Source organism: Acholeplasma hippikon, from assembly GCF_900660755.1.
In the GTDB taxonomy this organism is placed as follows: domain Bacteria; phylum Bacillota_I; class Bacilli_A; order Acholeplasmatales; family Acholeplasmataceae; genus Acholeplasma; species Acholeplasma hippikon.
The window spans coordinates 542,421-566,012 of record NZ_LR215050.1 but is presented as its reverse complement, the minus strand read 5'-3'; the positions used below and the strand labels follow the sequence as shown (position 1 = coordinate 566,012).

General features: G+C 31.7%; 23 protein-coding genes and 1 riboswitch. Of the genes, 18 read left to right on the top strand and 5 right to left on the bottom strand.

The window, feature by feature from the left end:
- The first annotated feature begins 11 nt into the window (after positions 1-11).
- From EXC59_RS02730 to EXC59_RS02690, 9 genes are all read left to right on the top strand, one after another.
- Positions 12-1,733 carry an ABC transporter ATP-binding protein gene (locus EXC59_RS02730; protein ID WP_162164017.1) on the top strand — a complete coding sequence of 574 codons (1,722 nt, stop codon included), beginning with the start codon at positions 12-14 and terminating at the stop codon, positions 1,731-1,733.
- Positions 1,730-3,529, top strand: coding sequence for an ABC transporter ATP-binding protein (locus EXC59_RS02725; RefSeq protein ID WP_232034471.1), 1,800 nt, complete (start codon positions 1,730-1,732; stop codon positions 3,527-3,529). Before EXC59_RS02730 ends, EXC59_RS02725 begins: the two co-directional genes overlap by 4 nt.
- 223 nt (positions 3,530-3,752) lie before the next feature.
- On the top strand, positions 3,753-4,304 hold the full coding sequence (gene infC / locus EXC59_RS02720) for a translation initiation factor IF-3 (protein WP_129614246.1): 552 nt from the start codon (positions 3,753-3,755) through the stop codon (positions 4,302-4,304).
- 4 nt (positions 4,305-4,308) lie between these two features.
- The gene (gene rpmI / locus EXC59_RS02715; protein WP_035369370.1) at positions 4,309-4,509 is read left to right on the top strand and encodes a 50S ribosomal protein L35; all 201 of its coding nucleotides are present in this window, start codon (positions 4,309-4,311) and stop codon (positions 4,507-4,509) included.
- Positions 4,510-4,523: 14 nt separating this feature from the next.
- On the top strand, positions 4,524-5,339 hold the full coding sequence (gene rplT, locus EXC59_RS02710) for a 50S ribosomal protein L20 (protein ID WP_084145205.1): 816 nt from the start codon (positions 4,524-4,526) through the stop codon (positions 5,337-5,339).
- A gap of 91 nt (positions 5,340-5,430) precedes the next feature.
- On the top strand, positions 5,431-6,909 hold the full coding sequence (locus EXC59_RS02705) for a hypothetical protein (protein ID WP_035369371.1): 1,479 nt from the start codon (positions 5,431-5,433) through the stop codon (positions 6,907-6,909).
- Positions 6,902-7,771 (top strand): UTP--glucose-1-phosphate uridylyltransferase, encoded by an 870-nt coding sequence (locus EXC59_RS02700; protein ID WP_035369372.1) that lies wholly within the window; start codon positions 6,902-6,904, stop codon positions 7,769-7,771. Before EXC59_RS02705 ends, EXC59_RS02700 begins: the two co-directional genes overlap by 8 nt.
- Positions 7,772-8,012: 241 nt before the next feature.
- Positions 8,013-8,615, top strand: a complete 603-nt coding sequence (locus EXC59_RS02695) for a hypothetical protein (RefSeq protein ID WP_035369373.1) — start codon at positions 8,013-8,015, stop codon at positions 8,613-8,615.
- Positions 8,616-8,624: 9 nt separating this feature from the next.
- Positions 8,625-9,671 carry a M42 family metallopeptidase gene (locus EXC59_RS02690; protein WP_035369374.1) on the top strand — a complete coding sequence of 349 codons (1,047 nt, stop codon included), beginning with the start codon at positions 8,625-8,627 and terminating at the stop codon, positions 9,669-9,671.
- A 37-nt stretch (positions 9,672-9,708) separates the two neighbouring features.
- On the opposite strand, the gene EXC59_RS02685 is transcribed toward EXC59_RS02690, so the two are convergent.
- From EXC59_RS02685 to EXC59_RS02675, 3 genes are read right to left on the bottom strand one after another with little or no spacing between them, the layout of a single operon-like run.
- The gene (locus EXC59_RS02685) at positions 9,709-10,635 is read right to left on the bottom strand and encodes an SPFH domain-containing protein (protein ID WP_035369376.1); all 927 of its coding nucleotides are present in this window, start codon (positions 10,633-10,635) and stop codon (positions 9,709-9,711) included.
- Positions 10,636-10,651: 16 nt separating this feature from the next.
- Positions 10,652-11,086, bottom strand: coding sequence for an NfeD family protein (locus EXC59_RS02680; protein ID WP_051659027.1), 435 nt, complete (start codon positions 11,084-11,086; stop codon positions 10,652-10,654).
- Positions 11,083-11,463: a hypothetical protein gene (locus tag EXC59_RS02675; protein ID WP_162164018.1), complete on the bottom strand. Its 381-nt coding sequence runs from the start codon at positions 11,461-11,463 to the stop codon at positions 11,083-11,085. Before EXC59_RS02675 ends, EXC59_RS02680 begins: the two co-directional genes overlap by 4 nt.
- 138 nt (positions 11,464-11,601) lie before the next feature.
- A riboswitch (TPP riboswitch) is annotated at positions 11,602-11,709 on the top strand.
- 56 nt (positions 11,710-11,765) lie between these two features.
- On the opposite strand from EXC59_RS02675, the gene EXC59_RS02670 reads away from it, so the two are divergent.
- Entirely contained in the window at positions 11,766-12,395 is a 630-nt protein-coding gene (locus tag EXC59_RS02670; protein ID WP_035369377.1) for an energy-coupled thiamine transporter ThiT, read from the top strand.
- On the opposite strand, the gene recU is transcribed toward EXC59_RS02670, so the two are convergent.
- Positions 12,378-12,953, bottom strand: coding sequence for a Holliday junction resolvase RecU (recU, locus tag EXC59_RS02665; RefSeq protein WP_035369378.1), 576 nt, complete (start codon positions 12,951-12,953; stop codon positions 12,378-12,380). The two genes, EXC59_RS02670 and recU, sit on opposite strands and share 18 nt — an antisense overlap.
- A gap of 145 nt (positions 12,954-13,098) precedes the next feature.
- Here recU and EXC59_RS02660 point away from each other — a divergent pair, with 145 nt between their 5' ends.
- Together EXC59_RS02660 and EXC59_RS02655 are read left to right on the top strand one after the other, a co-directional pair.
- Positions 13,099-14,796, top strand: a complete 1,698-nt coding sequence (locus tag EXC59_RS02660) for a ribonuclease J (protein ID WP_035369379.1) — start codon at positions 13,099-13,101, stop codon at positions 14,794-14,796.
- Between the two features lie 49 nt (positions 14,797-14,845).
- Complete coding sequence (locus tag EXC59_RS02655; protein ID WP_035369380.1) at positions 14,846-15,835, top strand: oxidoreductase; 990 nt, start codon at positions 14,846-14,848, stop codon at positions 15,833-15,835.
- Between the two features lie 74 nt (positions 15,836-15,909).
- Here EXC59_RS02655 and EXC59_RS02650 read toward each other — a convergent pair whose 3' ends face one another.
- Positions 15,910-17,142: a replication-associated recombination protein A gene (locus EXC59_RS02650; protein WP_035369382.1), complete on the bottom strand. Its 1,233-nt coding sequence runs from the start codon at positions 17,140-17,142 to the stop codon at positions 15,910-15,912.
- A gap of 112 nt (positions 17,143-17,254) precedes the next feature.
- On the opposite strand from EXC59_RS02650, the gene EXC59_RS02645 reads away from it, so the two are divergent.
- The 6 genes from EXC59_RS02645 to hisS all read left to right on the top strand — a co-directional run bounded on the left by EXC59_RS02645 (position 17,255) and on the right by hisS (position 23,592).
- Positions 17,255-17,767 carry an adenine phosphoribosyltransferase gene (locus EXC59_RS02645; RefSeq protein WP_035369383.1) on the top strand — a complete coding sequence of 171 codons (513 nt, stop codon included), beginning with the start codon at positions 17,255-17,257 and terminating at the stop codon, positions 17,765-17,767.
- A 16-nt stretch (positions 17,768-17,783) separates the two neighbouring features.
- Entirely contained in the window at positions 17,784-19,967 is a 2,184-nt protein-coding gene (locus tag EXC59_RS02640) for a RelA/SpoT family protein (RefSeq protein ID WP_408608870.1), read from the top strand.
- Between the two features lie 2 nt (positions 19,968-19,969).
- Positions 19,970-20,404, top strand: a complete 435-nt coding sequence (gene dtd / locus EXC59_RS02635; RefSeq protein WP_162164020.1) for a D-aminoacyl-tRNA deacylase — start codon at positions 19,970-19,972, stop codon at positions 20,402-20,404.
- 1 nt (position 20,405) lies between these two features.
- On the top strand, positions 20,406-21,485 hold the full coding sequence (locus EXC59_RS02630; RefSeq protein ID WP_035369387.1) for an AI-2E family transporter: 1,080 nt from the start codon (positions 20,406-20,408) through the stop codon (positions 21,483-21,485).
- Positions 21,486-21,787: 302 nt separating this feature from the next.
- The gene (locus tag EXC59_RS02625) at positions 21,788-22,333 is read left to right on the top strand and encodes a GNAT family N-acetyltransferase (RefSeq protein WP_162164022.1); all 546 of its coding nucleotides are present in this window, start codon (positions 21,788-21,790) and stop codon (positions 22,331-22,333) included.
- Positions 22,330-23,592, top strand: a complete 1,263-nt coding sequence (gene hisS, locus EXC59_RS02620; protein WP_035369391.1) for a histidine--tRNA ligase — start codon at positions 22,330-22,332, stop codon at positions 23,590-23,592. The genes EXC59_RS02625 and hisS overlap by 4 nt, the downstream gene beginning before the upstream one ends.

The following is a 23,592-nucleotide window of genomic DNA, read 5'->3' as shown; positions in this document are numbered from 1 at the left end:
AGAGGTATCTTATGAAATTTATCTTTGCTAAGATGGGAAAATACAAAGTCACAGTATTTTTCTCCTTATTATTAAAAACTTTAGGTAGTTTTGCCGACCTTATCCTTCCGTACCTTTTAGCATATTTAATTGACGATGTTGTTTTAAATGTGACAAAAGAGGAACACAAACTTGTTTATGTTATTGGCATAATCATGTTGGTGGTTGCGGTCTTAGGATGGGGTTTTAATATTTATGCAAACCGTTTAGCTGAAAGGGTTGCAAGCTCATCAGTTGCTGATGTGAGAGCAGAATTATTCTATAAAATCGAACGATTAGATGCGATTCAAGTTGATAAAGTGACAACAACTTCATTAATTTCAAGACTTACATCGGATACATATAATATTTATTCGATGATAGGATCATTACAGCGTTTAGGTATACGTGCACCGATGTTATTACTGGGTGGAATTATCATAGCATCCTTTATGGATCTTACCTTAACACTAGTCATGGTTGCACTTTTACCATTTATCTTTGTGATTGTTTATTTTTATACAAAACGAGGACAACCGCTTTATGCAAATATTCAAAAGCAAGTTGATAATTTAATTCGAACACTTCGCGAAAATATAACTGGTGTTAGGGTGGTTAGAGCATTATCAATGACTGACCATGAAAATAAACGTTTTAAAGAAGAAAATACAAAAACAGTTAAAGAAGAATTAAAAGCAACCATGACAATGAATAAAATTAGACCAATGATTGATATTGTCATGAACATTGGACTAGTTGTAGTCTTAGTTCTTGGTGCATTTAGAGTGAGTCGTGGAGAAACAAAGATTGGTGAAATTTTAGCGTTAACCTCATATTTTACAATTATCTTAAATGCAATGAGTTCAATTACAAGGATCTTTATTCAAACATCACGTGCACAAGCTTCAGCAAATCGTATTCAAGAAGTTCTAGAAATGGGAACAAAATTAATTGATGGAACAAATGAAGTTTTTGAAAGTGATGCACCGCATATTGAATTTGATGATGTTACATTCTCTTATCATGGTAAAGAAGCACACTTAGAAAATATCAATTTTAAACTTTATAAAGGACAAACCTTAGGTGTTTTAGGTGCTACTGGAAGTGGGAAAACAACAATTATTAATTTACTCATGCGTTTTTATGATCCACAAATAGGTCAAATTAAAATCTTTGGTGAAGATATTAGAACATTAAAACACGAAGCGTTACGTCGTCATATAGGATTAGTTTTACAAAATGATGCAGTATTTTCATCATCAATAAGAGAGAATATTCAGTTTTCACGTGATATGGAGTTAGAAGATGTTGAATTTGCTAAAGAAATAGCACAGGCAAACTTCATTGACCAGATACCTGAAAAATTTGATTATAAAGTATCACAAAGAGGAACAAATATTTCAGGGGGACAACGTCAAAGATTATTAATTGCTAGAGCAATTGCTGGTAAACCAAAAGTCTTAATTTTAGATGATGCCTCAAGTGCATTAGATTATCATACGGATAGGAATTTAAGAAAAGCAATTAATGAAAACTTAAAAGACACAACGAAGATAATTGTTGCACAGCGAATTTCAAGTATCAAAGATGCAGACTTAATTTTGGTTGTTGAAGATGGAAAAATTGTTGCAAAAGGTACACATGATGAATTGAAAAAATTAAGTGACTATTATAAGACACTAATTGTACATCAACTTGGGGAGGAAGCATTATGAATCAGATGTCAGGATCACGCCACCAATCCAGAAATGATGGATCACAAGTACCTAAAAATAAAAAACAAACAATTAAACGTCTTTGGTACTACCTATCTTATTATAAGAAACGACTAATCATTGGATTTGTCTTAACAATTATTGCGAATGCATTGTCTTTAATCGGCCCTTATTTAACAGGTCGTATGATTAATGAAATGACATTAAATGATAATAAACTAGAAATCAATTTTGAAAATATCTTCATGCTTGCTGGTTTAATGATTGCGTTCTATTTAGTATCAGCTACTATGAACTATTTCTTATCGGTTGCGCTTGTTAAAATAAGCCAAAGTGTAATTCATAAATTAAGAACTGACCTTTTTGATAAGATGACAAAAGTATCTGTTAATTACTTTGATACAACACAAACTGGAGATATTATTTCTCGTATGAGTTATGATATTGATACCATTTCTACAACAATATCTGCAGATATCATGAGTTTGATTACATCATCAATTACTTTAATTGTTTCACTTGTGATGATGATTATTATTTCAATTCCATTACTTGGAATCTATGTCATCACAATTCCTTTATCCTTTATTATTACAACAGCACTATCTCGTGTAATTAAGAAACGATTAAGAGCAAGAAATCAACAATTAGGTATCTTAAATGGATATGCTGAAGAAATGATTACAGCTCAAAAAACGATTCAATCATATGTACAAGAAGAAAATGTTTATAAACAGTTCCAACAATTAAATAAGGATGCTGAAAAGAAAAGTTATGAAGCAGGGTATTATTCAACAACTGTTGGACCTTCAGTTAACTTTATTAATAACTTTGGGACAGCCTTAGTATCAACCGCAGGTGTCATTTTATATCTATATTCATTTATAACGGTTGGAGATTTATCTTCATTCATGTTATATTCAAAACGTTTTTCTGGACCAATTAATCAATTAAGTAATTTAGTTGCAGATATCCAATCAGCACTTGCAGCTGCTGAAAGAATATTTTATGTTTTAGATCAACCAGATGAAGTAAAAGATATACCAAATGCATTAAAAGAAGGTATTAATGAAGGCGTAATTGAATTTAATGATGTTAGTTTTGGTTATAAAAAAGATCAACCAGTTTTAAAAAATGTTTCATTTAAAGCAGATAAAGGTCAAATGATTGCGATTGTTGGTCAAACCGGTGCTGGAAAAACGACGCTTGTTAATTTACTCATGCGTTATTATGAAATTGATAGCGGATTAATCACTTTAGATAATGAACCAATTCAAAACTATCAACGCGATTACTACCGAAAAGTATTCTCAATGGTCTTACAAGATACATGGATTTTTAAAGGTAGTGTACTAGATAATATTAAATATGGTAATGGCGATGTAACATTTGATGAAGTCGTAGAAGCAGCAAAAAAAGCTAAGATTCATCATTATATTTCACATTTACCAGAGGGTTATCATACAATCCTTTCTGATGATGGTATCAATATTTCAAAAGGACAAAAACAATTAATCGTGATTGCAAGAGCAATGCTATCTAAATCACAAATTTTAATTCTTGATGAGGCAACTTCAAATGTTGATACATATACAGAAGTCAATATTCAAGAAGCAATGAAAAACTTGATGAAAGATAAAACAAGTTTTGTGATTGCGCACCGTTTAAGTACGATTAGAAATGCAAATTTAATCCTACTTATGCAAAATGGTAATATAATTGAACAAGGCACACATGAGGAATTGATGGATAAACGTGGTTCATACTATGATTTATTCATGTCTCAATTCTCTTAATTTGTGTTAGAATACAAAAAAATAATTTATTAGTTGACATACAATGGTGATTGATATATAATTGCTATGGTAATAATGTGAAAAGAAGAGATACCCTCTCACCTGATGGTCCATCCTTGGGTAAAGAAGCACAGCTTAAATTCGATAACTGATTTTAGTGCTAAGTGGGTATATTTATATACTCACTTTTTCATTGTTTTGCCAACAATAATGAAAGGAGTGGCTGACTATTAAACCACTTAAAAGCAATAATAAAAACACACAAGATTTAGTAAATGAGCAACTGCCATTTGGACAATACTTAGTTATTGACGATGCAGGTACTAAATTAGGGCTATTTGATCGTAATCAAGCATTAGCGATCGCTAATGACAGAGGATTCGATATTCTAGTTGTATCACCGGATTCAAAACCGATGGTAGCTAAAATTCTTGATTACTCTAAATATAGATACGATCAACAAAAGAAACTTAAGGAAATGAAGAAAAATCAAAAGGTTGTTGAAATCAAAGAAATTAGACTTTCACCAACAATTGATAAACATGACTTTGAAACTAAACTTAAGAATGCTCAAAGATTTTTAGATGGTGGGGATAAAGTGAAAGTAACACTTCGCTTTAGAGGTCGTATGATCACCCATAAAGATATTGGTTTACAACAAGTAAACAAATTTATTGAATCATTACAAAACGTAGTGGTTGAGGCAGCTCCAAAACTTGAAGGTAATACTTTAATTGGTATTGTAGCTCCTAAGAAATTAGAGGAAAGAGGTTAACAACATGCCAAAACAAAAGACACACAGTGGTTTAAAGAAACGTATTAAAGTTTCAGGAACTGGTAAATTAATGAGACATAAAGCATATTCAAACCACTTAGCAGCATCAAAAACAACAAAACAAAATAGACAATTAGCGGGAGAAACAACTGTTCATAAGACAGATGCTAAAAGAATCAAACGCTTAATCGCTAACTTAAAATAAGGAGGAAGTAAAAAATGGCTAGAGTAAAAGGCGGCGTAACAACACGCGCAAGACGTAAAAAAGTATTAAAATTAGCTAAAGGTTACTTCGGTTCTAAGCACACATTATATCGTACAGCTCATGAACAAGTTATGCGTGCATTACAATATTCATACCGTGACAGAAGACAAACTAAGAGAAACTTCAGAAAGTTATGGATTTCACGTATCAATGCAGCTGCACAAGCTAACGGATTAAAATATTCAAGATTCATCTATGGATTAAGCTTAGCAAACGTTCAATTAAACAGAAAAGTATTAGCAGACTTAGCTGTATCAGAACCACAAGTATTCTCAAATTATGTAGAATTAGCTAAAGATGCAATCGCAAATCCTGCTAAATACCAAGTTGCTGTAGAAGCGCAAAAAAAAACGCATAAATTAGAAGAAAAAAAGGAAGCAAAGGTAGTAGAAGCTCCTGTTAAACCAGAAGTACAAAAACCTGCTCCAAAAGTTAAAGAGGCTACTAAACCAGCCCCACAAGTTGTAAAACAAGAAGCTCCAGTTACTAAAGAAGAAGTAGAAAAAGCTGAAATTGGACTTGCTAGCGTATTAGCAACTGCTTTAAAGCAAACTGCTATTCATGAAGGTGTTCCTAATGCAAGAACTGCAAAAAAAGAAGAACTTATCAAAGCGTTAGCTAAGTTAGGGTATAAACCAGCTTTAGGACAATTACCAATCGAAGATTTATTATTTACTGAATTAAAAGAAATGGCTAAAGACTTAAATATCGATTCAACAGGAATGTTAAAAGCGGATTTAGTTAAAGCTATTAAGAAAGCAAACAAATAAATTTAACTTTAAAAGTGGTCATTATGACCACTTTTTTTGTCTAATAAGTCATAATTTGATATAATGAAATAAATTAGTGTAAGGGGAAAAAATGAAAAAAAGACTTATAGTAAGTTCAGTACTTATTATGATGTTCTTAATCTCTTTAGTGATTGTATTCATCGTGAGTGATCCCGAACTTAAAATCATTTATGGAGTTGTCACCATCATAATGATCAGTTTAGCGCTGACCTACTTATTTAGTGGTACTGCTAAATTTCTCATCATGACAATTTATATCATAACCATCATATTGGGTGTGATTTTTTTAAGTGACTATCAGCATGCGGTAATTGCTATTGGAACGTTGGCTATCATTGTTAACCCACTAGCTAACTTTGAAGAATACTTAGAAAAACAATTTAATAAAGAAGATATATTACCACTAAGAATTTCATTAAGAGGTAAGTACTGGCCATTTTTTGATTATCGTCAAGAGATGAGAAACTATGTTCACCTACCTCAAACAAGAAAGTTATTCACTAAGGTTTGGTATTTACGTGCAAGACAAATCACAACAATAACACTTTTCTTTACGGCAATTTTCTTGCTCATCAATGAATTAAAGAATATCTATATTGACTTAACGAACTATAATCCTGTGCAAATGCTAACTTTCTATGCGGTTCTAGCAATGTTCGTTTTAGCATTTATTTTAATGAAGAGTGGATTTACCGCAATGATAAGGGTGTCAATAACCTTTACCTTTATTCCAATCATCTTTTTAATTAATATGATTGGTCTAGCATTTTATTCAAAACTTTTCTTATCAATTGCAATTACCTTAATGGGAATTGGGTATTTAATATTTGATAAAATCAATTCACTAAAGATTGTAGATTATAATGCATATGAATATTATGACCCAGCAGATAAAAGATATGTTTATGCTAATGAATTTTACGAGCCTTTTGTGTATAATGAAACTTACACGTTAGTTGGTATCTATAGATTCAAATCTGATTTAAAAAATTTCGAAAGAAAATTAAAAGATATTTTATTTTATGCTAACTGTAAACATTTTATGATTACAGCTTATACATTTAATGGAAAAAATATAGAACTCTATACTGAGTTTTATACAAAAGATTATAGAAAAGCAAATAAATTTATTATCTTCTTGGAAGGACTCTTTTCAACAAAAGTTGATAGTAGTATTTATGAAGATAAATATAAACAAACTTATGAAATGACATTTTTCCATAAGACTGAATATATTGTAGCAAGAGCATTAAAGTTATCAGAATTATTAGATGATTTAAGTATTTATCAAAAAGAATTAATTGTATCAATCATCTTCTCATTTAAAAATCTTGAGGATATTGAAGCCTTGAGTAAGCAATATTATGTAGCAAGAATGGAAGAGTTTGATACAAATCAGTATTACGCCGCAAGAGTATCTGTTAAAACAACAAATTCAAAATTCTTAATGGAACAGAAGATAAGAGATGTACTTTTAAATGCAATGATTTACCGAGCAACTTATGTGAGAATATTAGTATATTATGAAGGAGATTTTAAGCATGATTAAAAAAGCTGTTATTCCAGCTGCAGGATGGGGAACAAGATTCTTACCAATTACAAAATCTGTACCAAAGGAAATGTTACCGATTATTGATCGTCCTGCTTTATCATATATTGTTGAAGAAGCAGTTCAATCAGGGGTTGAAGAAATTTTACTAGTTATTTCTGAAAATAAAACATCAATCGGTGGTTATTTTGAGTCAAATGCAGAACTAGAAAAATTCTTAATTGATAAAAATAAACTAGATGATTTAAAATTAGTTCAAGAATGCTCAAAAGGCGTAAAGATGTCTTATGTGATTCAACATGAACAATTAGGCTTAGGACATGCGGTCTTACAAGCAAAATCATTTGTAGGCAATGAAACATTTGCAGTCTTATTAGGAGATGATGTTTATGTTTCGAAAATTAAACCTGCTTTGCGTCAATTAATTGATGCATATGAATTAAAAGGGGCATCAATTGTTGGAACACAAAATGTGCCTGATAGTGAAACAAAACGTTATGGTATTTGTATTCCGAGTGAAAACCAAGATGGTTCAAATGTAATTAAATTAAAAGGGGTTGTAGAAAAACCTCAAGGTAAAGCACCATCAAACTCAGCAATCTCTGGTCGCTATATTTTAACACCAAGAATTTTTGAATTACTTGAAACACAAGAACGTGGTGCTGGTGGTGAGATTCAATTAACAGATTCAATCTTAAAATTAATGAATGATGAAGAAGTTTACTCACTTGATATGGAAGGTAAACGATATGATATTGGATCAAAAGTTGGATACATTGAAGCTATCATTGACTTTGCTTTAGACCGTCCTGACTTAAGTGAAGAAGTTAGTGCATTACTTAAAAGTAAGGTTAACAAATAAACATAAGACTTGACAAAAGGGTCTATTAGATGTAAATTATAAGTGCCTAGGAAGCAACCGGTGGAACCCATATTTATGAGAATGGGATCTTAAACGTTTACTGTGTGTTGAACGCCATTAATTTGGAATCCCGATGTAAGCGAAAAGGAAGTTCCCACCTGTACTTAACAGATTCTCACCGCTTTCTGGGTTTTTATTTTACAAAAATTTGTTATAATTTTAGTAAAAGGGGAATTAAAATATGGAAAAGAAAGTATTATCAGGAAAAGCAATATTTTTTTATGTATTAGCAGCACTTAGCCTAATTGTTGGTGTATTATTTGCGACACCAGTAACAAATGATTTGTTTGGCATAAATTTTGATAAAGTGGTAACAGGTGTTCTCTTATTAGTAGGTGGGACCTACCTTCTATTACCTAACTTTATGAAGAGTAAAGATAAATTTAGATGGTTATTTTTAACTGAGATTGTTGTTGTCTTTTTAGTGGCATTATTAGGGTTTATTCTTCCTGAATTTATTGATTCACTAAGTTCAAACACATTGCCGATTAATCAATGGGTAGGGTTATTATTTATGCTTCATGCAACTGTTCATTTAGTTGTTGACAGATTTGGTTCGAAGAAAATTAAAAACTATTTATTCTTACTCTATATTTTAATTGCTGTATTTGGTGGGTTATTATTAGATAGTAAATCAATTAATATTCCATTCTTAATCACATTATTAATTGTTGCATTATTCGTTGTTGTCGCAATCATTTTAGCTATTAAAGCGTATAAATTACCAAAGGTAACTAAAAAAGAAAAAGAAGTAAAAGAAGAAAAGAAAAAGAAAGAAAAATAAGAAAAATAGGTGAACGATTTGAGCTTAGTTAATTTATTAAAAGATCTCACAACATTAAATGGTATTCCTTCAAACGAAAAGGAAGTATCAACATACATACAATCTAAATTAACAGGTGAGTATGTGAAGGATAATTTAGGATCTGTTATATATAAAAAAGGTAAGGGTCCTAAAGTATTAATCTCGGCACATATGGATGAAATCGGTCTGATTGTTACAAAAATTACGAAAGAAGGATTTATTAAATTCCAAACTGTTGGTGGTTTTACATCATTAAACATGTTACACCAACAATGGACCATCTCAACTAAAAACGGTCCAATTAGAGCAATCTCAGCGACTAGACCGTTACTTACTATGTCTCCTGATCAAAAGAGTAAAGCAGTAAGTGTAACGGATCTTTATTTAGATGCTGGATTCACCTCTGATGAAGAAGCATTAAAAGCTGGGGTGCATGTTGGTGCAATGGTTACTCCATACACAGAATTCCAAGTTTTAAATCAAAATCGAGTGCTAGCAAAGGCATTAGATAACCGTGCTGGTGTTGCTGTAGTCATGGAATTATTTGAAAAGATTAATAAATTAAGTAATGAATTCTATGCTGCATTTACTGTACAAGAAGAAGTTGGTATTAAGGGTGCAAAAACAAGTGCATATATGGTAGAACCTGATATTGCAATTGCGGTTGACTGTGGTGCAGGATTTGATGTACCTGGTGGCGATAAAGAAGGTAACGAATTAGGGAAGGGTCCGCAAATCTATGTTTATGATGCGGGATTAATTGCACATCATGGATTAAGAAACTTTGTTATTGAAATTGCTAGAAAAAACAATATTCCTTTCCAAGAATCATATATGACATTTGGAAACACAGATGCATCACAAATGCATGTTGCTAAAAATGGAGCAGCCTCATTATTTATTGGTATTCCAGCAAGAAACATTCATTCTCATACATCAATTGTTGATTTAAGGGATTTAGAAAACACAGTTAAATTATTAACTAAAGTATTAGAAGCTTTAAATGAAAAATCAGTAAACGAAATTTTATACTAAAAAAATAAGCACTTCTTCATGAAGTGCTTTTTTGTTGTTATTGATTATTTGATGTATTTTTTTTAGTTGTTTTTGTTTGTGCAACTTCAGCTAAGGCAGTAACTGTACCTGCTAAATCTGCTAAATTAGATGGAACAATAATCTTAGTTGATTGGCCATCAGCAACTTTAGCTAATGCTTCGAATGCTTTAATCTTAAGTACTGCATCATCAGCAGCAGCTTCTTTAATTAACTTAATACCTAATGCTTCAGCTTCTTTAGTTTTAAAGATTGCTTCAGCCTCAGCTTCAGCCTTTAAAATAGCTTCGCGTTTTGCTGCCTCAGCTCTTAAAACTGTTGATTCACTAAAACCTTCTGCTTGTAAGATTTGAGCACGTTTTTCCCCTTCAGCAATTAAGATTGTTTGACGACGTTCACGTTCAGCACGCATTTGTTTTTCCATTGCTTCACGAATATCTTTTGGTGGAATAATATTTTTAACTTCAACACGAGTTACTTTGATTCCCCATGGATCAGTTGCTTCATCTAAAATTTGACGCATTTTCTCGTTAATAATATCACGAGAAGTTAATGTAGCATCTAAATCTAATTCCCCAATGATATTACGTAATGTAGTAGCAGATAGTGATTCGATTGCAAAGATTGGATTATCAACCCCATATGCATATAGTTTAGGGTCAGTTACTTGGAAGAAGACAATTGTATCAATTTGCATTGTAACATTATCTTTTGTAATAACTGCTTGAGGGTCAAAGTCTTTAACCTGTTCCTTTAAAGTAACAACAGTAGCTACTCTATCAATAAATGGAATTAACCAGTGAATACCTACGCCCCATGTTTTATGGTAAGCACCCATTCTTTCGACAACGTATTTTGTTGTTTGATTTACAACTCTAATTCCTGAGATTAGAATAATCGCTATAACAGCGAAGATAATAATTAAAATAATTAATGCAGTTGGCATAACATATTCTCCTTTTTTAATTTTCTATTTTTGTAACGATAAATTTATTACCCTCTATTGCAAGAATTCTTACTTTTTCACCAACTAAAATCGTATCAGATGAAATAGCTGTCCATTCTTTGTTTTCAAACGTTACTAAACCACGATTTGAATCTGATATTTCTTTAATAACGATTGCTGTTTTGCCAATATAAGAATCAACATTTGTTGAAATAATATTTTTTCTAAAGTATTTAATCGCTATTGGACGAGTTGCGAGTAATAAGATGAATCCAACACCGAAGAAGACTAAGACTTGAAGCCAGACATTATTAGGGAAGATGGCGGCAATAATAATTGTTGGAATTGCAGAGATTGCAAACCAAAGACTTACGAATTCTGCAGTAGCCATTTCAAGACCAACCATAATTAAAAAGACAATTAGCCAAACCCATGGCATATATGCTGTCATAATTTAACAACCTCCTTTAAATTCACTTCAAGTAATTGCTGACCTGGTTTCCAAACGGCTTTAAATTTAGAACCCTTATCATTTAACTCTAAGTTGAATAATTGAATTATTTTTGTGATGAAAGCCTTATTTGCAATTCTTCCATATGATGAATTGATACTTATATTATAACGCGCATGTTCAGGAATGTCGCCTCTTAGGACCTCATCCTTAGAAAGTGGCTTGATTAGCATCAACTGATTTGTAGAATCATAGCCCAACATAACCTGATAAGCAGTCTCAAATAATTGAGATCCTGATTTGTTGATTGTAATATTTACAGGTGTAAGTGTTACAACAATTTCTTTTGGCTTTTCATTAAACCATACTATACTCATATTTTCTCACTCCTTACAATTAAATTATAGTTTAAATTATCATAAATGTCAATGAAATTATTTTAAATTATTTTTAGTTATTTGATGTTTATAAAAGCGAATAATTTGAGTTAATTAGGGTACTTTGTTATAATAAATACGATCACTTCGGGGAGTCAAATAGATTGGCTGAGAGGATTTAATTCATAATCGACCCGCAAACCTGATCTGGGTTATACCAGCGGAGGGAAAGTTATATCTTTTAACGTTCACTTTTCTTTGGTACCCCAAGGAAATTTTTTTATTTTCTAGGAGGAAAAAGAATGAATAGAAACATCAATGGTATTAGAAAAATAGTTCTAGTATCTACATTACTTGCGATTGCAGTCGCATTAGATATCATTACGGGGTTAATCCCAGGGTTAAATTTATCGATGCCTTTAGGTGGCAGATTATTTAACATTAGTTTATTACCTGTCATGATGATTGGTATATTTGTAGGTCCAAGATACGGTATACTTGGTGCAGTTGTATATGGACTGTTAACTTTCTTTTTAGATGGTTATGCATTAGCGTATTTTGCTAGTGACTTAAAAGAAGCAGTAACAGTTTTTATGTTAGACTATATGATTGCATTTGGTGCGCTAGGTTTAACCGGCTTATTTAGACAAAGTTTAGATAAAAGATTACACTTTGTTTTAGGATCATTTGTCGCATTAATGGTAAGATGGTTAAGTTCAACAATTGTTGGTGCTTTATTATGGGCATCCTATGCAACAAGTAACGAATGGACAAATAACTTATTAGAGAGTGTAAATAATAGCGCATTTATCTATTCAGGTATATATAATATGATTTATACATTAACAACTTTTATAACAATTAATGTGATTGTTTTATTGTCCTTTAGACAATTAAAGATAATAAAAGGCCAATTAAACTTGGCCCAATAATATGTCAATAGCTTTTAAATAATCTAATCGAGGTTGATATGAGAAAGGAATGGTAATTCCTTTTTCTTTAAAAAAATCATATGGAATAGATTTTCTACCACCATTTCTTGATTCATCCCAAAATATTTTTAAATCTTTAAATGGTAATAAATAATATTCGTTGTAGATCTTCCAACCAACAATCAAAAAAGCAATACCACCGTGATTATTAACATCATTTAGATGGATAATTTGGTGTTCATGAACGTTTGCTAGTGGGAAAGAAGTCTTTGAGTTGGTTTCTTTCGCATCAAAATCAATGTATTTGCCTTTATATAATCCATTAAAGTCTGTTGTTGAAGGCGTACGATAATAAGCCTCAGTAATTTTAGCCTTATTACGTGCTGGGTAACTAACATTAACAACCTGAATTGGTGTTGGCTTTTTATGAATAACAGCGATATTATGGGTTAAGTAATATTGATTTGTTGCTTCAATATCGCTTTCTAAAGTCATTCCTAGATTTGCCATGTTAACTACTTTTGGTTGAGTTTTCTTTTTGGTTGGATATCCTAACATGCGTAAACACCTCGTATAATTATTATAAGATAATTAAGTAAAAATGACTAATAATAAAAATATGAAAACATTTTTTTCACGTAATAAGTGATAATATGCTATAATTAGTATAACTAATAAACGGTTCAGAAAGGATAGATTTATTGTGAGTGAAATACGTTTTTTTGCTTTAGGCGGACTAGGTGAAAACGGAAAAAATATGTATGTTTTAGATGTAGATAAACAATACTTTATTTTAGATGCCGGCTTAAAGTACCCAACTCAAGAATTATATGGAGTCGATGAAATTATTCCTAACTTTAGAATGCTGATTGGAATTAAAGATCGCATTAAGGGGATTTTTTTAACGCATGCCCATGAAGACCATATTGGAGCCCTTCCACATATCCTTAATGAATTAAATGTTCCGGTATACGCAACACCTTTTACAATGGATATTGTGAAAGATTCATTAAAAGAAAAGAATTATGATCTTGATACATTAAAATTAAATATTATTGATAAAAATTCAATTATTAAAGCAGGTAATGTTAAAATTACTTTCTTCTCAACTACACACTCAATTCCAGAGTCAGTTGGAATAGCGGTGCATACAATGGATGGTGTCATTGTTTATACTTCAGACTTTACATTTGTTCAAAATGGAGATCCAAAGTATCAAACAGACTTCCAAAAAATTAATGAACTATCACAAAAGAATGTGATTGCATTGCTAACTGAATCACTTGGTTCAACCCTTGTTCAAGATGGTGGAATCCAAGATAATTTAACCCATAAGATTAACTCAGTTTATGCAAACGCTGAGGGAAGAATTATTGTATCGCTTTTCTCATCAGACCTTCAAAAGATTCAAAGAGTCATTGATATTTCATTAAACCATCATAAGAAGATTGCCATCATTGGTCGTCGTGCACAAAGAATTGTTGATATTGCTATTGAAAAAGGATATTTAAATATTCCCAAAGAAGCTTTAACAAATCTTCGATTCATAGATGAAAAAAATAAAAATGATGCAAATAACTTAGTATGTTTAGTGACAGGTAATCGTCATGAACCATTCTATATGCTTCAAAGAATGTGCAAAAAACAAGATAGACTGATCCACATCAATGAAAATGATACGATCTTAATTATGACTGCACCAGTTCCTGGTACGGAAAAAATGGCTGCTAGAACATTAGATGTATTATATCGCTCTGAAGCACAAATCAAAATGATTGATAAGCGTTTATTATCAAGTGCACATGCAACAGCAGAAGAAATTAAGATGATGATTAATCTATTAAGACCAAAATATATAATTCCTACTATTGGTGAATATCGTCACCAATATGGCGTAAAAACTCTGTCTGAAAACTTAGGTTATAAAGAATCAGATATCTTCTTATTAGATAATGGCGATTCAGTTTACTTTATGGATGGTAAAGATGCATATGTATCTAAGCAAGAAATCAAAACCGGTGATATTCTAATTGATGGTACAGCCATTGGCGATGTAAATGACTATGTTATGCGTGATAGAGAATTACTTGCTGCAGACGGTGTCTTATTAGTTATCGCCAATGTTGATCCTAAACAAAAGAAAGTCTTAGGTAATGTAGAAATCATATCTAAAGGATTTGTCTACACATCAGAAAGTCAAAACATTTTAGAAGAAGTAAAAATTATCTTTGATAAAGTATCAGATAAGCATTTAAAGAGCAAATATATTAACTGGAATGACTACAAAGCAGAAGTTAGAGAAGAAATAGCTAAGTACTTATATAGTGAAACAAGAAGAAAACCTATTACTATTCCAGTCATTATTTCAACAGAATTGAAAGAAGCAAAAACTCAAGCATAACTTGAGTTTTTTTCTTAAAAGATTAAAATAATAATGAAGGTGGTAAAAGATGAAATTATTAGAACAATTTAATTTGAAAAATTTAAACTTAAAAAATAGAGTGGTCATGCCACCTATGTGTATGTATTCATCATTTGATAAAAGTGGACATTTAACGGCGTTTCATAAAGCACATTATCTAATGCGTGCAGTTGGTGGTGTGGGTTACATTATCATTGAATCTACAGGCGTTCTACCAGGAGGAAGAATTACTGATCAAGATTTAGGAGTTTGGAGTGATGATTTTATTCCGGATTTTAAATCATTAGTTACTGAACTACATAAATATGGTACAAAAGTAGCCATACAAATTAATCACGCTGGAAGAAAATCTAAAATTTTACCATCAGTAGCACCAAGTGCAATAGCATTTGGCAATTATCCAGTTCCAAATGAACTTTCAATTGATGAAATTAATGATATTATTAAAGCCTTTGGTGCTGCTGCACGTCGTGCCAATGAAGCAGGTTTTGATGCACTTGAAATTCATGGTGCGCACGGCTATTTGATTAATCAGTTTATGTCGCCTTTAGCAAATAAACGTAAAGATATATATCAAGACCGTACGTTATTCTTAAAAAATATAATAAAAGAAGTTAAAAAATACTGGCCAAAAGATAAAGTACTACAACTTAGAATAACAGCATATGAATATGACGAAAACGGCCTTACACCTGAAGTTTGGGCTAGTGTATTAAATGAAATCAAGTCGGATATTGATTTAGTTCACGTATCAAGCGGAGGAACTATTTTAACCAAAGTAAATGATTATCCAGGATATCAATTAGGTTATGCCAAAACGATTAAATCACTTACTGGACTTCCAGTGATTGCTGGTGGTTTAATTGATGAAATAAAACTAGCTGAAAATACATTAAATCAAGAAGAAGCTGACTTAATATATTTTGGTAGAAAATTATTAAGAGAACCATTCTTTTTATTAAATGAAACAGAAATTGAATGGCCAGAACAGTATATCAGGGGTAAAAAACAAAGTTAAAACCACCTTTTAAAAGGTGGTTTTATCTTTAATTAGTAAATACATCATATAAAAATGGTTGCATCATGCAACCATTATTTTTTATACCCTTTAATTTTATCGATTAAATCTTTTCTATCAGATAATGCTTTTTCATATGCTGATTCTGTTTTAGGTTTATAGTAACGCTTATTAATTATTTTTTCAGGTAAGTATTTTTCTGAATTAAGTGAGTTTGGATCATTATGTGGATAATGATAAGCCTCAGGGTGGGCTTTTAAATATTTATTATCTACATGTTTAGGGATATCTCCAGTTATTCCATTTTGGAAATCAGTGAGAGCTTCATCTAATGCTGCGTATGCGGTATTAGATTTAGGACTAATTGCCATATCAACAACAACTGTTGCAAGAGGAATTCGTGCTTCAGGAAATCCTAACATTTTTGCAGTCATGCAAGCAGTATATACTTTTTGACTCATTGTTGGATTAGCTAGTCCAATATCCTCATAACTAATAACTAGTAATCTTCTAATGATAGATTCTAAATCACCTAAAGTGATTAATCTTGCTAAATAATGTAGCGCTGCATCAACATCAGAACCACGTATAGATTTTTGAAGTGCTGATAACATCTCATAGAAATGATCTTCACCATCATCTAATGATAACTGTGGCTTACCAGCTAATCGACGAACCATATTAGATGTTAAGACATCACCATCATTTAAAATTAATGATGCACTTTCTAGTAAATTTAATGCAGAGCGAATTTCATGATTTGAAGAACGGATGATGGATTGAATCGCATCTTCTGAGAGTTTAAAATCAACATCTAATTGACTTAATCCCTTAAATAGAGCCTTTTTAATATCTTCATCAGATAAAGATTTTATTTCGTATAAATGACAGCGTGAACGAATGGCTAAATTAATACTTTGGTAAGGATTTAATGTTGTCATACCAATCATGATGGCTTTGCCATTTTCTAAGAAAGGCAAAAGATAATCTTGAATATCGGTTTTCATACGATGAATTTCATCGACAACAATTAAGACATCATGATATGCAGTCATATCTAAAATATCTTTAAGTTTTGCTTTATTATCTGTAGAGGCATTGAAAAAATAAGTGTCCAATCCACTTTCTTCACTAAATAATTTAGCTATGGTCGTTTTACCTGTCCCTGGAGGGCCATAAAGGATAAAACTTAACCATGTTTTTCTTTCAAGCATTTTTGTTAATACGCCATCCAATCCAATTAAATGGTCTTGTCCAAAGACTTCAGTTAATTTTTTTGGACGCATTCTACTTGCTAGTGGTTCCATAATTATCACATCCTATAATCATTATACCATTTAATATCATTGTAAAAAACGCGTAAATATTATAGAATATTTATGCAAGCCAAAACGGCTATTTTTTTGAAGGAGTTTAGACATGGACTTAAAAAATTATATCGCAGCAGTAGAAAATTTCCCAAAAGAAGGTATTTTATTTAGAGATATCACACCTTTAATGTTAGATGGAGAAGCATACAAGTATGCTGCAGATCAATTTAGCCAATTCGCTAAAGAAAAAGGTGCAACATTAATCGTTGGACCAGAAGCAAGAGGATTCATCTTTGGATGCCCTGTTGCCGTTAATTTAGGTATCGGTTTCGCTCCTGTTAGAAAACCAGGTAAATTACCTAGAGAGTCAGTAACTGTATCTTATGATTTAGAATATGGTTCAAATTCACTATCACTTCACAGTGATGCTGTTAAACCAGGAGATAAAGTTGTAATCATCGATGATTTACTTGCAACAGGTGGAACAATGAATGCAGCAATCCAATTAGTTGAAAAACTAGGTGGAGAAGTTGTCGGTTTAGCATTCTTAATTGAATTAGACGACTTAAAAGGTAGAGAATTATTAAAGGGTTATGACGTTAAAACTTTAATTCATTATTAAAAAACAATAAGAAAGGGTGATTATATTGATAAATGATGCACTTTACCAAGCGCTCATCGATGATATTTCGCACTATATCAAAAAAGAAGAAAACATCAATTTAATTACCAAAGCATATCTACTTGCAAAAGAAAAACACTTAGGACAAATGCGTAAGAGTGGAGAACCATATATTACGCATCCAGTTGCGGTAGCGAGAATCTTAGCAGAAATCGAAGCAGGACCAAATACCTTGGTCGCTGCTCTTTTGCATGATACAGTAGAAGATACAGATTTAACATTAGCTGAATTAGAAAAACAATTTGGTAAAGATATTGCATCATTAGTAGATGGGGTTACAAAATTAGAAAAAATCTCATTTAATCAATCAACCCAAACAGACAATCAGCAAAAAATGTTACTTGCAATGGCAAAAGATATTCGTGTAGTCTTAATCAAGATCTCAGATAGAATGCATAATATGAGAACACTTGATTCTATGATTCCAGAAAAGCAAGTAAGAATAGCACAAGAAACTTTAGATATTTATGCACCAATTGCACATAGACTCGGTCTTTTCAGATGGAAAGCAGAATTAGAGGATCGTTCATTACGATATGTTGATCCTACAATGTATTATAAAGTATCTAACTTAGTGAAGACAAAGCGTGAAGAACGTGAAAATTCAATTAGTAATGTCATTGAATATATCAAACAACTATTTGGAGAGGCTCATATCGTTGATTTTGAGATTAAGGGTAGAATTAAAAATATTTACTCAATTTACAAAAAGATGGTTAACTCAGGTAGAAGTTTTGAGGATATTTATGATTTATTAGCAGTAAGAATTATTGTCGATAAAGTAGAAACATGTTATCAAACATTAGGTATTATCCACGCGCACTTCACACCAATTCCTAAACGTTTTAAAGACTATATTGCAGTTCCAAAACCAAACCTTTATCAATCATTACATACAACAGTTCTACATTCAGATGGTACATTATTTGAAGTGCAAATTAGAACACATGAGATGGATATGGTTGCAGAAAATGGGATTGCTGCGCATTGGGCATATAAAGAAAACAAAGTTTATTCTAAAGAAAAAGAACAATTTGAAATTGCTCAACGTTTAAAATGGTATGCGGATTTATTAAAGCTGACTGAAGATACAGATGATAAACAAAACAGCTCGCAAGAGTTTGTTGACACCATTAAAACAGATATTTTCTCAGCAAACGTTTATGTATTTACACCCAAAGGTGAAGTAGTTGAATTACCTGCAGGTTCTACACCGATTGACTTTGCATACCGCATTCATACAGATGTAGGTCATCGTATGGTTGGAGCAACGGTTAATGGCAGAATTGTCACTTTAGATCATACCTTACAAACTGGTGATGTTGTTGCAATCAAGACAAATAAAAACTCTTCTGGTCCAAGTGAAGACTGGTTGAAAATAGCGAAAAGCCCACACGCACGTCATAAGATTAAAGGATTTATTAATAAAGAAAATTATGAGAATACAGTTCAATCTGGTAAGGAAGCTTTAGATAGAGAATTAACAAATCTTAAAAAAGAATATGAACTTACAGATGAGTGGGCTCAAAAGAATTTTGAGAAAAATGGTATTACTGATTTAGAATCATTATATGCTGAAATTGGTAAAGGTAACGTTTCAGTTAAAGCAGTAGCAAACAAACTTGCACCAGAAGAGAATAAAGATGCATTTATTCAAAGACAAATGGAGCGAACAGCACGTCAACTTATTGCAACTTCTGATACAGGGGTTGTAGTTGAAGGGTTAACAAATCCTCAAATTAAGCTGGCAAACTGCTGTACACCAGTCCCAGGAGATAAAATCTTAGGGTATGTCACTAAGGGTAGTGGTATTGTTGTACACGCTGAACACTGTACAAATATTAAAGAATATGACCGAAATAGATTTATCCCAGCTTATTGGGGAACGAATTTAACGAGAAAATATGCAACATGGTTAAAGATTATTGGCACAGCTAGAAATAGTTTATTAACAGATTTAATTCAAGTTGCAAATGCACAAGGCATTACAATTGCTGAAATTTCAGCAGTATCTAATGCTAATTTAGAATCAATTATTAAAATGAAAGTTTCGCTTAACCGCATAGAAGAATTAGAAACGTTAATCGTAAACCTTCATAAAGTGCCTCAAGTTTACTATGTGGAGCGTGAAATTAGATGAGGATGTTAGTTGCAAGAGTGAATCATGCAAAACTAGAAGTCGAAGGAAAAGAAATTGCAAATATTGGCAGCGGGTATATTGTTTACTTTGGTGTAAAAGACACAGATACTTTAGCATTAGCAGAAAAATGTGCAAATAAATTGAATACCATGAGATTAATTCATGATGAAGATGGTAAAATGAACTTAAAGTTAGATCCTAAGACGCAAGAAATCTTAGTCGTTTCACAGTTTACACTCTATGGGGATGCTTCAAACAATAATCGTCCAAGCTTTACAAAAGCTGCAAAAGGTGATCAAGCACTTCCAATTTATCTTCACTTTGTTGAATGTTTAAGAAAACTTGGACACCGCGTTCAAACAGGACAATTTGGTGCTCATATGATCATTCAAGCTGAATATGATGGTCCATTAAATTTACTTTACGAATTGGAGTAATATGAAAAATAAGTTAAACACGAGATTGTTGAATATTCTTATTTTACTAATGATAATTGTTATCATGATTTTCATATGGCCAAGTGTTGACCGTTTTATATTTAAAGCTTTAACAGCGTTATTACCATTAATTATTGCCTTCACACTGGCATATATATTAAATCCAACACTTACTTTCTTACAAAAGCGTAAGATTCCTCGTTGGTTAGGTATTATCTTTGTTTATTCACTCATTGTTGGATTCTTTATTTACTTAGTATTTGGCATTTTGAAACCGGCTGTAGATAATATTGGTGACTTAACCATTGGGGTTGAGCGTATTATGGAACAAATTGGGACCATTCTAAATGTAGATACATCTGGTGTTACAAGTTATGCAAAAGACTTTGTTCAAGATCTAGTAAATAAAATTTCTAATTTCTTCACTGCTAGTGGAGGGACAGTAGAAAGTGTTTGGCAAGCAATTATTAACAGTGCGGTTATTGTTGTAGTAGGAATTATTTTCTTATTAACCTTTCCAAGAATTAAAAAAGAAATTAAAGAGTATTTAGAAGATACATTAAAACCAAAAGCATTTCAATTTGTTCGCCAATTAGATAGAGAATTAACCAATTATCTGTGGGCAGAAGTAATTATTGCAGGTATTCAAGCACTAGAATATGGTGGATTAATGCTAATCTTATCGATTTTCTTCCCTGAATTCTTAGCATTTGTGCCATTGGTTGCAATTGTTGCGGCAATTTTATCACTTATTCCTTATTTTGGAGGTTATTTCTCAATACTATTTACTGCAGTGATTATCATGACTGTACCAAATGCAGCATATGGTATGATTGGGTTAGCAATATTTACAATTGTATTCCCACAATTAGATGCTTATGTAATTAATCCAAAAATATATCAAACAAAGCTACGTTTAAATCCGATTGCCACCATTTCATTTGTTTTACTTGGTCAAGCATTCTTCGGCATTATTGGAGCAATTTTATCAGTTCCAGTACAAGTTGTGTTTGAAGTTACAATGAATTATTACAAACAAGATATTAAAAATCGTCTAAAAGACTTTAACTCAAAACTTTAAGAGGCTTTTATAAGCCTTTTTTTGTTAAAAACAATAAGGAGTTTAGCCGTATTTTATTGACTATACGCTCTAAAAATGGTAATATTATTAATAAGTTAATAGGTTAATGATAAAGAAGAAATGATTGGGAATTTTGATAGCGACCAGTGATAGGTGAAAGACTGGAAATGGAAAATCATGGGACAACTTTTGAAACCATAAAACTTTTGAGGGCCAGGCAACTGGAACTAAGGTGGCACCGCGATTTAGATCGTCCTTAGCATATTTAAGGACGGTTTTTTTTATAAGAAAGGATGTATTAAATGAAGCAACCAGTTATTTATTTTAAAAATTACATGCTAAGAGATATTGAAGTATCCGATGCTAAAGATATGTTTGAATATGGTTCAGACATGGATGTTGTAAAGTTTTTAAGTTGGGGACCATATGTTGATGAATCTGAAGCGGTTGCCTCAATTAAGAAGTTCTTTTTATCACGACCTGACCGCGGATTGCCAGTTGGTTATGCAATCATTGATTTAGAAAAAAACAAGATGATTGGAACTATTGATATTCACACAAAAGTAAGTGATGGTGTTTATGAAATTGGATATGCCCTAAATAAACATTATTGGGGTAAAGGAATCATGACAGAAGCATTAAGAAAATTATTAGAAGTTTCATTCTGGTACCATAGTTTTGATAAAATTGTGATTGGTCATGCAGTTGACAATGTTGCAAGTGAACAAGTTATTAAGAAAAATGGTTTTATTTTTGAAAAAACGGATTATGAAAGAGCGTATAACAGATTTACAGGTCAAACTGATCCGTCAAAATGGTATTACTTAACAAAGGAGAATTTTAAATGAGTCAAGTCAAAGTTAAAGGAACATATGATGTATTACCTAATGAATCTAAAAGATGGGTTGCATTAGAATCATATGCGAGAGAACTATTTAGAAAATTTAATTATAAAGAAATTAGAACACCAATTATGGAATATTCAGATGTCTTCCACAGAGAAAATGAAGGATCGGATATGGTTACAAAAGAAACATATAATTTTAAAGATAAAGGTGATAGAAATCTTACACTGCGTCCAGAAGGAACTGCGGGGGTTATTAGAAGTTTTATTGAAAATAAATTATATGCTCAAAATGATTTAACTAAATTATTTTATATTGGACCGAATTTCAGATATGAACGCCCTCAAAAAGGTCGTTTTAGACAATTCATGCAATTTGGTGTGGAAGCATTAGGGACTAATAATCCTTATTTAGATGCTGAAGTATTAGCATTAGCTTATGAAACAATTCGCGGATTAGGCTTAAAAGGTGTTGTTGTTAAAATTAACTCACTTGGTAATGATGCATCAAAAGCAGCATATAAAGAAGCATTATATAACTACTTATTACCATATAAGGATCAATTAAGTGAAGATTCTCAAGTAAGACTTGAAAAGAATCCACTAAGAATTTTAGATTCTAAGGTTCCAGTAGATAAAGAAATCACAAAAAATGCACCACTTCCATTAGAGTATTTAGATGAAGAATCAAGAAATAGTTTTGAAACGATTACACGTTTACTTGATCAAGCAAAAATCCCTTATGCGCTTGATAGAAAGCTAGTTCGTGGATTAGATTACTATTCACACATTGTATTTGAAATCCAAGCAGAGATTGAAGGATTCGGTTCGCAAAATGCTTTAGGTGGTGGCGGACGCTATGACAATTTAGTTTCTGAATTAGGTGGTCCAAAAACACCTGGTATTGGATTTGCTTTTGGTATGGAACGCTTATTAAATGCTTTAGAAATTGAAGGAAGAGAACTTGCTCCTGAACCAAGTTTAGATGCATTCTTTGTTACATTCGATGAAAAATCTAAAGATTTAGCATTTAACTTGCAAAATGAATTAAGAGTTCATGGATTCTCATCAGATTTAAATTATACAAATAAAAACTTCAAATCACAACTTAAAGAAGCACTTAATCATCGTGCCAAATTCTTAGTGATTATAGGAGAAAATGAAGTAAATGAAGGTGTTGTTAACCTAAAGAATACTTCAACAGAAGAACAAATAAAAATTAGAAAAGAAGAGTTAGTAAATAAACTCAAGGAGTTATTATAA